Here is a 12,175-nt window from a genome sequence, read left to right on the forward strand (position 1 = left end):
TGGTGTCGCGGGCCATGACCTCGAACTCCTCGATGTGGATCGAGGTGAAGACGTCATCGCGCACGATCCGTTCGGAGATCAGGATCGAGTCTTCGAAGTTGTAGCCGTTCCACGGCATGAACGCGACGAGGGCGTTGCGGCCCAGCGCCAGTTCGCCCAGCTCCGTCGACGGGCCGTCGGCGATCACGTCACCGGCGCGGATCCGGTCGCCCACGCGCACCAGCGGACGCTGGTTGATGCAGGTGGAGGTGTTGGAGCGCTGGAACTTCTGCAGGCGGTAGATGTCGACGCCCGGCTTGGTGGGGTCGGTCTCTTCCGTGGCGCGGACCACGATCCGGGTGCCGTCGATCTGCTCGACGACGCCCGAGCGGCGGGCCACCACGACGGCGCCGGAGTCAACCGCCACGATGCTCTCCATGCCGGTGCCGACCAGCGGCGCATCCGACTGGATGAGCGGCACGGCCTGCTTCTGCATGTTCGAGCCCATCAGGGCGCGGTTGGCGTCGTCGTTCTCGAGGAACGGGATCAGCGAGGCGGCGACCGAGACGACCTGCTTGGGCGACACGTCCATCAGGTCGACCTGGTCCTTCGGCAGCAGCGAGGGCTCGCCGTTGACCCGGCCGGGGACGAGGTCCTCGGCGATCTCGCCTTCGACCAGCTTGATGTTGGCCTGGGCGATGACGTGCTTCGCCTCCTCCATGGCCGACATGTAGACCACCTCGTCGGTGATCTTGCCGTCACGGATCCGCCGGTACGGGCTCTCGATGAAGCCGTACTTGTTGACCACGGCATGGGTGGCCAGCGAGTTGATCAGGCCGATGTTCGGGCCTTCGGGCGTCTCGATCGGGCAGATCCGGCCATAGTGGGTCGGGTGCACGTCGCGGACCTCGAAGCCCGCGCGCTCGCGGGTCAGACCGCCCGGGCCCAGCGCCGAGAGGCGGCGCTTGTGGGTGATCTCGGACAGTGGGTTCGTCTGGTCCATGAACTGCGAGAGCTGGGAGGAGCCGAAGAACTCCCGCACCGCCGCCGCCGCCGGCTTGGCGTTGATCAGGTCGTGCGGCATGACCGTGTCGATATCGACCGAGCTCATGCGCTCCTTGATCGCGCGTTCCATGCGCAGCAGGCCGACGCGGTACTGGTTCTCGAGCAGCTCGCCCACCGAACGGACCCGGCGGTTGCCGAGGTTATCGATGTCGTCGATCTCGCCGCGGCCGTCGCGCAAGCCCACCAGGGTCTGCAGCACGGCCAGCACGTCTTCCTTGCGCAGGATGCGGACGTCGTCAGGGCAGTCCAGCTCCAGGCGCATGTTCATCTTCACGCGGCCGACCGAGGACAGGTCGTAGCGCTCGCCGTCGAAGAACAGGCTCTTGAACATCGCCTCGGCGGCTTCCACCGTCGGCGGCTCGCCCGGACGCATCACGCGGTAGATGTCGAACAGCGCGTCCTCGCGGACGGTGTTCTTGTCCACCCGCAGGGTGTTGCGCATGTAGGCGCCCACCGTCACGTCGTCGATGTCGAGGACGTCGAGGGTGGTGAAGCCCTGCTCCTCGAGCGAGGTCAGCAGGGCGGCGTCCAGCTCGTCGCCGGCTTCGGCGTAGATCTCGCCCGTTTCGAAGTTCACCAGGTCGCGGGCCAGGTACTTGCCGGTCAGCGCCTCGGGCGCCAGCAGCAGGGTCTTCAGGCCGTTGTCGGCGAACTTCTTGGCGTTGCGCGCGGAGATTTTCTGGCCGGCCGGAGCGACTTCCTCGCCGGTGTCCGCATCGATCAGCGGGAACTCCGGCTTCACGCCGCGCCAGCGCTCGGGCTTGTAGGCCGTGGCCCAGCCGCCCTGGCGCTTTTCGTAGGTCAGGGTGTCGTAGAAGGTGGAGAGGATCTCCTCACCGTCCATCCCGAGCGCCATCAGGAAGGTGGTGGCTGGCAGCTTACGGCGACGGTCGATGCGGACGTAGACGATGTCCTTGGCGTCGAACTCGAAGTCGAGCCACGAGCCACGGTAGGGGATCACGCGGGCGGCGAACAGGAGCTTGCCCGAGGCGTGGGTCTTGCCCTTGTCGTGGTCGAAGAAGACGCCCGGCGAGCGGTGCATCTGGGAGACGATGACGCGCTGGGTCCCGTTGACGATGAAGGTGCCCTTCTCCGTCATGAGCGGGATATCGCCCATGTAGACGTCCTGCTCCTTGATGTCCTTCACGGAGCGGGCGCCGGTCTCTTCGTCGGTTTCGAAGACGATGAGGCGCAGCTTGACCTTCAGCGGCGCCGCGTAGGTCATGTCGCGCTGGACGCATTCCTCGACGTCGTACTTCGGCTCCTCGAACTCGTAGGAGACGTACTCGAGCACCGCGCGCTCGTTGAAGTCCTTGATCGGGAAGACGGACTTGAAGACCGCTTCCACGCCCTCGTCGCGGCGCTCGGCCGGACGGACTTCGCGCTGCAGGAACTGCTCGTAGGAGGAGCGCTGAACCTCGATCAGGTTCGGCATCTGCACGGCTTCAGGAATGCGGCCGAACGACTTCCGGATCCGCTTCTTACCGGTGAAGGACTGCGCCATTTTGATCCCTTGAGGACGCGCGGGAACGGAGTCCCGCCGTCAAGCTTTAGTATCCTGCGTCCACCCTCGTGCTCCCCGAAAGGAGCCGGACGCTGGAAGCCCCTGTATCGTCAGGGGCGCCCCCTCGCATGGCCGGAGGGCTGCGGGCCATGCCTCGGAGCAATCACGCGCGAAGAACCGCGTCTTCGGAGTCGGAAATTTCGCGAAGGAGCCGAGATAGGCTTTTTCGCCGCGGAAGGGAAGTCCCCTGAGCCAACAAATTCGGCGCAAACGAAATGGCGGCGCCGGGTGGAGATCCCGACGCCGCCTTCTGGTCAGTCCCGGGGAGGCCCCGGGTTAGTGCTAGCTTCCGATAGTCTACGCTGGTCGCGCATCCTTCCAACCAGGGAGGGTCCCCGGAAGTTCCGGCGCAAGTTACGGTAGAGCTGCAATTTTTTCAGCGCCCTAGCCCTATTCCGCCGGCACGGGGGCCGCCTTCGGCGCGAACGGCCGCCAGGCGGCGCGGGCGTAGCGCGCGTGGTACTCGGGATGCTCGGTGCCCATCCATCGGTCCCACCAGGTGAACCAGGCGGCGTAGTTCCAGCCCGCCTGGGCGTGATGCAGGTCGTGGTGGGTGGTGGTGACGATGAAGTCCAGCATCGGCCGGCCGTCCCGCCTCGCCGGCATCAGCTCGTAGCCGGAGTGCAGCAGGGTGTTGGTGACGATCTGGTAGAGCATCACCCACTGCATGGCGCTCCACGGCATCGGGAAGACCATCGGCCAGACGATCACGAAGCCGAACAGCAGCAGCGCCTCGCCGACATCGAAGCTGTAGGCGGTGAACGGCGAAGGATTGTTGCTGCGGTGGTGGCGGCGGTGGAAACGGCGGAACAGCCTCGGGTCGTGCATCAGCCGGTGGGTCCAGTAGAACCAAGCATCGAGCCCGATCACGCCGGCGACGATCGAAACGCCGAACCAGAGCGGCCCCCAGCCGTTCGCCAGCTCCCCCAGCGGATAGAGCCCGGCGCGGAACATGAACGCCATGACCACGCCGCCGGTGGCGAAGATCGCCATCGAGCGCAGCGAGAACAGCAGCTCCGTAACGAGCTGACGGCCGGGCGGCGTCTGCTCGCGGATCTTGCGCGCCTTCAGCCACGGCCCGAGCCAGACCCAGAGCAGCAGCCATAGGCCGACGGTGAAGATCAGATAGCGGGTGAGCGTGGGCTCCATCTCGCGGAGCCAGATGTTCGCGACATCGCGGACGACGTCCATGGCGGTCCCCTCGTGTTTCCTGCCGCAGCAGGAGCCTGAGGGGTCCGGGGCCGTCTCGCCGAGGCCGCACGGACCTCGCCGAATCCGGAATCAGACGGCTTCTTTCAGTTCCGGCGAGCCGTCGGCCAACGCCTGGCGCCGCCACTCCGTGGGGGTCGCGCCGGTCGCCGCGCGGAAGGCGCGATTGAACGGGCCGAGCGAGCCGTAGCCGAGGTCGAAAGCGATGGCGGCCACGGTGGTGCGCGCATCGCCCGGATCGGCCAACCGGCGCTTTGCGGCCTCGATCCGGTGGGCGTTCAGGAAGTCGGCGAAGTTGCGGTGGCCCAGGCGGCGGTTGATCAGTCGGCGAAGCTGGTGCTCGGCCATGCCGAGATCCTCGGCCAGGGCGCCGATGGTGAGGCCCTCGCGCCGCCAGGCGCCAGCCGTCATCAGGCCGTGCAGCCGCTGCAGCGCCTCGCGGTCGGCGGCCTCGGCCCGCGGATCGGGGCCGGTCTCCGCGCGGCGGGGGGCGCCGAACACCGCCGGGTCCACCCGCAGCATCAGGCTCGCCAGCGAGAGCGCGAGCGCCGTCAGCATCAGCCCGCCGTACGTGCGGCCGACGACCACGGAGAGCCAGGCGGGATCCTGGGTCAGCCGGAAGGTGTAGCCCACCCCGACCTCCACCACGACGAAGACGCAGGCGAGCACCAGCAGGATGGCCCGGAACCGGCGCCGCGCCTCCATAAGGTCGCCCGCCCACCCGCGGACGATGACGCCGCCGGCGTGGATGGCCAGCAGGGCCGAGACCGCGTTGCGGGTCCACCAGAGCCAATCCTGCGCCGGTCGCGGCAGCGCCTGCATGACGAGCCCCGTGACCAGCAGCACCGCCGCCGGCGCGAGCGTTCCCGCGGTGACCCGCATGTCGGCGAAGACCACCAGCACGAACAGCCAGAACAGACCCGCCACCGCACAGGCCAACACCAGCACCGGCCAGGGCGCGTCGAGCGCCCGCCACAGCGGCCAGGACTCGTTGATCGCCCAGGCCGCGACGCTGAGGCTGAACAGGGTCGAGGCGATCTTCACGTCGCGGCTGAGGCCGCCGCGCAGCACCGCCACCATGACGACAAGGGTGAGGCCCACGGCGATCCCGTGGACGAAGGCGCTGACGATGGCGGCGGAGTCGCTCACCCGCGGAGCCTAGCACGACCCACGAAAAAAGGGCCGGGGGTCGCCCCCCGGCCCTTCTGGATCTTCGGAACTCCGAAGCTCCGGCTTACTTCACCTGGACGGTGGCGCCGGCTTCTTCGAGCTTCTTCTTGATCTCTTCCGCTTCCTGCTTGGAAACGTTTTCCTTCACGTTCTGCGGAGCGCCTTCGACGAGGTCCTTGGCTTCCTTCAGGCCGAGGTCCGGACGGACAGCGCGGACTTCCTTGATCACGTTGATCTTCTTGTCGCCACCGGCGGTCAGAACAACGGTGAACTCGGTTTGCTCTTCGGCGGCGGCGGCGGCTTCGCCACCACCGGCGGCCGGAGCGGCGGCCACGGCCACCGGAGCGGCGGCGGAAACGCCCCACTTCTCTTCCAGCATCTTGGAGAGCTCGGCGGCTTCCATGACGGTCAGGGCGGACAGGTCGTCCACGAGCTTTTGCAGGTCGGCCATTTCAGTTGGTCCTTACTTGATAGGGGTTGTCGGGGAAGATGACGATCAGGCGGCGTCTTTGGTCGCGTAAGCGTTGAAGACGCGCGCAAGCTGGCCCGCCGGCGCCTGCAGGACACCCGCGACCTTGGTCGCCGGAGCCTGGATGAGGCCGATGAGCTTGGCGCGGAGCTGGTCGAGGGACGGCAGAGACGCGAGCGCGCTCACGCCCTTCTGGTCCAGCACCTGTTGACCCATGAAGCCGCCGACGACGCTGAACTTGTCGTTGTCCTTGGCGTACTGGGTCGCGACCTTGGCGGCCGACACCGGGTCCGGCGCGAAGGCGATGGCGACGGGACCCTTGAAGAGGCTGTCCGCCGCTTCGCCGATCGCACCGTCCAGAGCCTTCTGGGCCAGGGTGTTCTTCACCACCTTCAGCTGGGCGCCCTGCTCGCGCAGGCGGCCCCGCAGATCGGTCATTTCCGCAACGGTCAGACCCATGTAGTGGGTCACGACCACGGCGCCGGCAGCCGCGAAATCGCCCTTCAGCGTTTCGATGGCTTCCTGCTTTTGAGCGCGGTCCATTGCGGTCTCCATACTCAGGTTCGACCCGCGCGCGATTGCGCGAGCCGGATAGTCACCTGTCGAGTGAGAGAAGCCGCAGCCTCGCGCCCACGCCGTGACGGCTGGGTCGCGGAACTATCATCTTCCCGTCTCCCGGCGGCCGAAGGAGGGCTCCCCTTCGCGTTATGGCGCCAGGCGACCCCTGGCTCCCCGCAGTTCTCTGACAGGCCCAGGCGCCTCAGGAAGGCCCCTGCCCTCGCCGCTCCCCCGGAGGGGACCGACGTGAAGGCGCGCCTCATACAGGAAACCCATCCGGAACTCAACCCGACGGCTTCACCCCCGCCAGACGGGCGGCCGCTTCTCAATCCAGGCCTTCACGCCCTCCTTGTAGTCCGGCTCACGGGCCATCTGGTCGAGCAGGGCCTCGGCCTCGCGGACCGCGGCCGCCGCGTCGCGGTGGAGGTCGCGGTAGATCTGGCGCTTGGTCTCGCGGGCCGAGCCCGGCGCCACCGTCCGCGCGAGATCGCGGGCGTAGGCCAGCGCCTCGTCCATCAGCCGCTCGGGCGCGACGATGCGGTTGAGGAAGCCCATCCGCTCAGCCTCCTCGGCCGTGAACACCCGGCTGGAGAGCAGGATGTCGTTGGCATGCGTCAGGCCGACGATGCGCGGCAGGATCCAGGAGAGGCCGAACTCCGCCGGGAAATTGAACCGGCCGTGCGCGGCGGTGAACTTCGCGCCCGGTACGCAGAACCGCAGGTCAGCGAAGGCGGCGAGCACCAGGCCCACACCCGCCGCCGCGCCGTTGATGGCCGCCAGAATCGGCTTGCCGACGCCGAAGTGATAGGCGAACGCCGCGTCGAACGCGGGGTCGACGCCGTAGCCGGGCGTGGCGATGTCCTGCGGCGTGCCGGGATCGTAGCCGCCCTTTTCCGAGTGCCCCTCCAGCGCCTGAAGGTCGGCGCCCGCACAGAACGCCTGGCCCTCGGGATCGCCGGTGACGACGATCGCCCGGACAGCGGCGTCGCGGTCCGCCTCCGCGAGAATCCACCGGTACTCGGTGTGCATCCGGCCGGTCCAGGCGTTGCGCCGCTTCGGACGCGAGAGGGTGACCACGGCGACGCCGCCGTCGTGAATCTCGTAGCGGATGGTCTTCAGGTCCATGGCCTCACCCTGCCACGGTCAGGCGCAACACGGGACCGTTCCAGTGCGCATCGTCGCGGTCCAGAGCCTCCACCCGGCCGGCGGCAGTGGCCACCTGCAGCCAGAAGGCCTGCGCCGCCAGGTTGCGCCGCGCCACGGCGATCTCCCAGAGCCCCGGCCTTGCCTCGAGCGCCGCCAGCGCCGCCGCACGGCCAACGCCCGCGCGACGGTACGGCCTGCCGACGAAGAACTCGCCCATGTTGAAGTCGCAGGGCAGGCCCGAATGACCCTTCCGGTCGATCAGCACGAACCCCGCCGGATGACCGTCGGCGCGGATCAGCAGCGCCTCGCCGCCCGGCTGGTCCCAATAGTCGTCCAGCGGCGGGTAGCGCCCGAACCGGCCGTCCTCCTGGAAGTCCGCCTGCCGGCTGGTCCAGAAGTCGGCGAAGTCGTGGACGTAGAACTGGAAGAGGTTGGCGATGACCTCCCGGCGTTCCGGTCCGCAGGGTTCGAGCTCGACGGCCATCTCAGTACAGCGGCTCGAAGCCGAAGACCCACGATGTGTCCGTGTCGACGCGCACCTTCACCGCCTTCAGCTCGGGCGCGCCATAGACCTGGAGCCGGGTGATGTTGGCGTAGAGCGGCGGCTTGCTCTCCCCCTGGCTGACCATGAACGGCCGGTCGATGACGAGATCGTGGTAGTCGCCGTTGATCAACAGCACCGGCTTGCCGAACCGCGCGGCCGCGTCGCGGATGGCGAACACGGTCCAGTAGAACGGCCCGTCCGTCCCGCCGCGCACCGCCTTGCCCGTGAACTCGCCGCCCTCGCCGTCCACGAACATCCCGGCCTGCAGGGCGATGACCACCGCCTTCGCGTTCTTCGTCGCCGCCTCGGCGAACGCCGCGCGGATCCAGTCGACGTTCGCGCGATTGCGGGCCACCGCCTCGCGCAGCCGCGCCTCGTCGTTGAGCGTCACCCCGTTGCCGGACCCCGGCACGCTGATGGTGGCGAAGATCACACCGCTCCGCTCCCAGCGCGTGTTCTCGGCCGTCTGGGTCGCGGGCATGACGTCGGGCTGCCGGACGAGCGGCATGGTCCGGGCGCCCAGGCTCTGCGGCTTGCCGAAGTAGGTCTCGCGGATGGTGCGCAGGCTGGCCAGCGGATCGGCGAAGCCCGCGCTGGTCCAGGCGCCTTCGAAGCTACGGAGCGGCAAGAGCAGGGCGAGGTCCTGCGGCGTCGCCTTCCCGCCCAGGTAGCGATGGTAGGCCTCCAGCACGTCGGGCCGGCGGCAGTCGACCCACTCGTTGTCGCCGGGCGTGTAGACCACCGGATGGTCGAACTTGGCGAACTGGGCGAGCACGTAGCGGTGGTTGGCCTCGGTGCAGGGCTCGGCGCCCCAGGTGTCGCCGACATGGATCGAGAAGGCGGGGCGGGCGCGGTTTATCTTGCCGATCAGAGCGTCGTAGACCGGCAGATCCTTCGGCAGGTTGTAGGCGGTGTCGCCCAGCGCCACGAACTCGAACTGCTCGGCGTGCGCGGCGGGCGCGCCCACCGCCAGCGCCGCCGCCACACCCAGGATCGCACGCCACATGGAATAGCCCTCCCCGTTGTTCGTCGAACAGCGTAGCGCGAGCGGCCATGCGCGGGCGAGCGGTCAAACGAAAAGGGCGCGGACCCTGCGGCCCGCGCCCTTCACTAAAGTCTCCGGAGGCTCAGGCCGATCAGGCCTGGGCGCCCACCGAGCCGGCGTCCACCTTGAAGCCCGGGCCCATCGTCGAGGACAGGCTGATCTTCTTGATGTAGGTGCCCTTGGCTCCCGACGGCTTGGCGCGGTTCAGCGCGTCCACCAGGGCCCGCACGTTGGCCAAGAGCTGCTCCTCGGTGAAGGAGGCCTTGCCGATGCCGGCGTGGATGATGCCGGTCTTCTCGGTGCGGAACTCGATGGCGCCGCCCTTGGCGTCCTTGACGGCCTGGGCGACGTTCGGGGTCACGGTGCCGACCCGCGGGTTCGGCATCAGGCCGCGCGGGCCGAGCACCTTACCCAGACGGCCCACCAGGGCCATCATGTCGGGGGTCGCGATCACCCGGTCGAACTCCATGAAGCCGCCCTGGATCCGCTCCACCAGGTCCTCGGCGCCGACGATGTCGGCCCCGGCGGCCTGGGCTTCGGCGGCCTTGGCTTCCTTGGCGATGACGGCGACGCGAACGTCACGCCCGGTGCCGGACGGCAGGCTGACCACGCCGCGGACCTGCTGGTCAGCGTGACGCGGATCGACGCCCAGGTTCACCGCGATCTCGACGGTCTCGTCGAACTTGGCGTTGGCGTTGGCCTTCACCAGCTTCACGGCGTCTTCGACGCCATGGGTGGCGGCGCGGTCGCCGGTCCACTGCTGGGTGCGCTTCGGTTGCTTCGCCATCTCTTAGGCCTCCACGATCTGCAGGCCCATCGAGCGGGCGGAGCCCTCGATGATGCGGGCGGCGGCCTCGACGTCGTTCGCGTTGAGGTCCTTCATCTTCTTCTCGGCGATCTCGCGCAGTTGGGTGCGCGTGATCTTGCCGACGGTCTCGCGGCCGGTCTTGTTGGCGCCGGACTTAATGCCCGCGGCCTGCTTGATGTAGTAGCTCGCCGGGGGGGTCTTCGTGACGAAGGTGAAGGACTTGTCCTGGTAGACCGTGATCACGGTCGGCAGGGGCGTGCCCTTCTGTTCCTTCTCGGTGCGGGCGTTGAACTCCTTGCAGAAGCCCATGATGTTGACGCCGCGCTGGCCGAGGGCCGGCCCGATGGGCGGCGACGGCGTGGCGGAGCCCGCGGGCACCTGCAGCTTGATGTAGCCCAGAATCTTCTTGGCCATCTTTGCTCCTCATGGCCGGAAACCCGGCCGGTTTGAGCCGTGGTCCGAGGTTACGGTGGCCGCCCTCTCCCACGGGTTTGAAATCGCAGACGGAAAAACGAAGAACGCGCCCGTCCGCGAAGGGCGCGCTCCTACCAGCTAACGTCAACCGCGGCAACCGCGGCCGATCGTCAGGCGATCTTTTCGACCTGGCCGTATTCCAGCTCGACCGGCGTCGCGCGGCCGAAGATGGAGACGGTGACGCGCAGGCGGGCGCGCTCCTCGTCCACCTGCTCCACCGAGCCGTTGAAGCTCGCGAAGGGGCCGTCGGTGACGCGGACCTGTTCGCCGATCTCGAAGGAGATGGTCGGCTTCGGCCGCTCCACGCCCTCTTCGATGGCGCCGATGATGCGGGCGACTTCCTTCTCGGACACCGGGATCGGCTTCGAGCCGGAGCCCAGGAAGCCCGTCACCTTCGGGGTGTTCTTGATCAGGTGATAGGCCTCGTCGGTCATCTCCATCTTCACGAGCACGTAGCCCGGGAAGAACTTGCGTTCGGAGTTGACCTTACGGCCGCGGCGGATCTCCACCACGTCCTCGGTCGGCACCAGGATCTCGGAGAAATTCTCGTCCAGGCCCTGGGCGTGCGCCTGTTCCTTGATGGACTCCGCCACCTTCTTCTCGAAGTTCGAGTAGGCGTGGACGATGTACCACTTGTGGCGCGGGTTGGATTGTTGTTGGGCGGCTTCGGACATCTCTTTACCCGGCGTTCGCCAGTCGGAGGACGAGGGAGACCAGGACCCGCAGGGTCGAGTCGACGCCCCAGAAGAACAGGGCCGCCAGGGTCACCATGATGGCCACCATGACGGAGGTGATCCAGGTTTCCTTGCGGCTCGTCCAGGTGATCTTGCGCGCCTCGGCCCGCACTTCCTTCAGGAACTGACCGGGACTCGTCTTCTTCTTGGGCGCCTGAGCGACGGCCGCGGGCGCGGTCATGGCCGCGGCCGTCCTGGCGGCGCGGTTCCTCATCGCTTGCGGGGTCGAGCCCGGTTTCCTGGCCATGGCGGCGTCTTCAAACTCGTCGGTTTAGGGGCGGCTGGAAGCGGCCCCGATTCACTGCGCTTGGGACATATATAGGGTGGCAGGAGTGGAGGGACTCGAACCCCCGGCCCTCGGTTTTGGAGACCGATGCTCTACCAGCTGAGCTACACTCCTACGACCAGCCCTTTTCGGTCCGGCGCTCCGTCAATGATGAGCGCGCCGGAAAGCGGCCAGCCTTCCGGCGCGTTCGGCTCATCGCCGGAGCCGGCTCATCTAGCAGGGCGGTCCGCCCCGGGCAAGGCGGGATCGAAGCGCCGCCAGCGCCGTTCCTTCGCCGACCCGCACACACCCTTCGAGGCGACCATGGCCGGCCAGGACCTAGAGAAGCAGTACAACCGCGACGACGAGATGAAGCCGGGCTCCCCGCCCCGCCCCTCGCAGGAACCGCCCGGCTCCGAAGGCTCGAGCCGCAACGACAAGACCATGACCGATCCGGCGACGGGCGCGCCCCAGCCGGGCGCGCCCGCGCCGAACCAGTCCGGCGCCGATCAGGTCGACGGGCTGGACGAGGACTAGCGCCCGGTCGCCGCCGCTGGCGCGGGGGCGGCGCACTGCAGCCCCTGATACTCGACCTCCACATTGGTCAGCTTCGGCCCGCAGGCGGTGACCTCGCCGGCGGCGCGCCCGGTCACGGCGACGGCGACGCCGCGCGTGAGGTCGATCCCGGCGCCCGTGACGTCGTAAGCCTTGCCGCCCGCGGTCACCGTGACGCAGTCGGGCTTGGGGGTCTTGGGGCAGCCGATCGCCACCACCTTCTCACCCTGGGACTCGCCGCCCGACGCCTGGGCGGTGCTGGTCGCACCTTGGCCGCAGCCCGCGAGGGCCATCGCCGAGGCGACGGCCGCCAAACTCCCTAAAACGCGCATGCTTCTTTCCTTTGGCACACGTCCTGTCCCCATTCGGACGGGTTGACTGTGCGCCTCGACTCGCAGGCCGGCAACGGGAATTTCGCCGTTATGTCGAATGGGTAAGTCGTTGTTATTGCTGACTCCGGCTACACGCTTCGCGCGAGCTTCACCCACCCTTCACAACCGGCGCGCGGATGCCGCAGGCAAAGAAAAAGGCCGCCGGGGGTGTCCCCGGCGGCCTCTGTCGTGGATCAGGTCAGCTTGCGCTTACTTGAT

At 68.1% G+C, this 12,175-nt stretch carries 14 protein-coding genes and 1 tRNA gene; 1 reads left to right on the plus strand and 14 read right to left on the minus strand.

The annotated features are described in order from the left end of the window. From rpoB to ACE3Q8_RS22950, 13 genes are all read right to left on the minus strand, one after another. Positions 1-2,548: DNA-directed RNA polymerase subunit beta (rpoB, locus tag ACE3Q8_RS22890; RefSeq protein ID WP_374473201.1), on the minus strand; the 2,548-nt coding region annotated here is incomplete at its 3' end. Positions 2,549-2,998: 450 nt separating this feature from the next. Continuing rightward, a complete protein-coding gene (locus tag ACE3Q8_RS22895) occupies positions 2,999-3,799 on the minus strand; it encodes a sterol desaturase family protein (protein WP_374473203.1) in 801 nt (266 codons plus the stop codon). Between the two features lie 90 nt (positions 3,800-3,889). Further along, positions 3,890-4,966, minus strand: coding sequence for a helix-turn-helix domain-containing protein (locus tag ACE3Q8_RS22900; protein ID WP_374473205.1), 1,077 nt, complete (start codon positions 4,964-4,966; stop codon positions 3,890-3,892). Positions 4,967-5,051: 85 nt separating this feature from the next. Continuing rightward, a complete protein-coding gene (gene rplL, locus ACE3Q8_RS22905; RefSeq protein WP_374473206.1) occupies positions 5,052-5,438 on the minus strand; it encodes a 50S ribosomal protein L7/L12 in 387 nt (128 codons plus the stop codon). Between the two features lie 45 nt (positions 5,439-5,483). Further along, positions 5,484-5,999 carry a 50S ribosomal protein L10 gene (gene rplJ, locus ACE3Q8_RS22910; protein ID WP_374473208.1) on the minus strand — a complete coding sequence of 172 codons (516 nt, stop codon included), beginning with the start codon at positions 5,997-5,999 and terminating at the stop codon, positions 5,484-5,486. A 312-nt stretch (positions 6,000-6,311) separates the two neighbouring features. After that, positions 6,312-7,139 carry an enoyl-CoA hydratase-related protein gene (locus ACE3Q8_RS22915; protein WP_374473209.1) on the minus strand — a complete coding sequence of 276 codons (828 nt, stop codon included), beginning with the start codon at positions 7,137-7,139 and terminating at the stop codon, positions 6,312-6,314. Between the two features lie 4 nt (positions 7,140-7,143). Beyond that, positions 7,144-7,644, minus strand: coding sequence for a GNAT family N-acetyltransferase (locus tag ACE3Q8_RS22920; RefSeq protein ID WP_374473210.1), 501 nt, complete (start codon positions 7,642-7,644; stop codon positions 7,144-7,146). 1 nt (position 7,645) lies between these two features. After that, positions 7,646-8,710: a hypothetical protein gene (locus ACE3Q8_RS22925; protein ID WP_374473212.1), complete on the minus strand. Its 1,065-nt coding sequence runs from the start codon at positions 8,708-8,710 to the stop codon at positions 7,646-7,648. 130 nt (positions 8,711-8,840) lie between these two features. Continuing rightward, positions 8,841-9,536: a 50S ribosomal protein L1 gene (gene rplA / locus ACE3Q8_RS22930; RefSeq protein WP_374473213.1), complete on the minus strand. Its 696-nt coding sequence runs from the start codon at positions 9,534-9,536 to the stop codon at positions 8,841-8,843. 3 nt (positions 9,537-9,539) lie between these two features. Then, a complete protein-coding gene (gene rplK, locus ACE3Q8_RS22935) occupies positions 9,540-9,971 on the minus strand; it encodes a 50S ribosomal protein L11 (RefSeq protein ID WP_374473215.1) in 432 nt (143 codons plus the stop codon). A gap of 170 nt (positions 9,972-10,141) precedes the next feature. Continuing rightward, positions 10,142-10,705 (minus strand): transcription termination/antitermination protein NusG, encoded by a 564-nt coding sequence (gene nusG, locus ACE3Q8_RS22940; RefSeq protein WP_374473217.1) that lies wholly within the window; start codon positions 10,703-10,705, stop codon positions 10,142-10,144. Between the two features lie 4 nt (positions 10,706-10,709). Next, the gene (gene secE / locus ACE3Q8_RS22945) at positions 10,710-10,946 is read right to left on the minus strand and encodes a preprotein translocase subunit SecE (protein WP_374473219.1); all 237 of its coding nucleotides are present in this window, start codon (positions 10,944-10,946) and stop codon (positions 10,710-10,712) included. Positions 10,947-11,089: 143 nt separating this feature from the next. After that, positions 11,090-11,165, minus strand: a tRNA-Trp gene (locus tag ACE3Q8_RS22950). Between the two features lie 189 nt (positions 11,166-11,354). Between ACE3Q8_RS22950 and ACE3Q8_RS22955 the strand changes: the two genes are divergently transcribed. Then, positions 11,355-11,567 (plus strand): hypothetical protein, encoded by a 213-nt coding sequence (locus tag ACE3Q8_RS22955; protein ID WP_374473221.1) that lies wholly within the window; start codon positions 11,355-11,357, stop codon positions 11,565-11,567. Here ACE3Q8_RS22955 and ACE3Q8_RS22960 read toward each other — a convergent pair. Then, positions 11,564-11,917, minus strand: coding sequence for a hypothetical protein (locus ACE3Q8_RS22960; RefSeq protein ID WP_374473223.1), 354 nt, complete (start codon positions 11,915-11,917; stop codon positions 11,564-11,566). The two genes, ACE3Q8_RS22955 and ACE3Q8_RS22960, sit on opposite strands and share 4 nt — an antisense overlap. Positions 11,918-12,175: the final 258 nt, after the last annotated feature.

The organism is Phenylobacterium sp. (assembly GCF_041913825.1).
Taxonomy (GTDB): domain Bacteria; phylum Pseudomonadota; class Alphaproteobacteria; order Caulobacterales; family Caulobacteraceae; genus Phenylobacterium.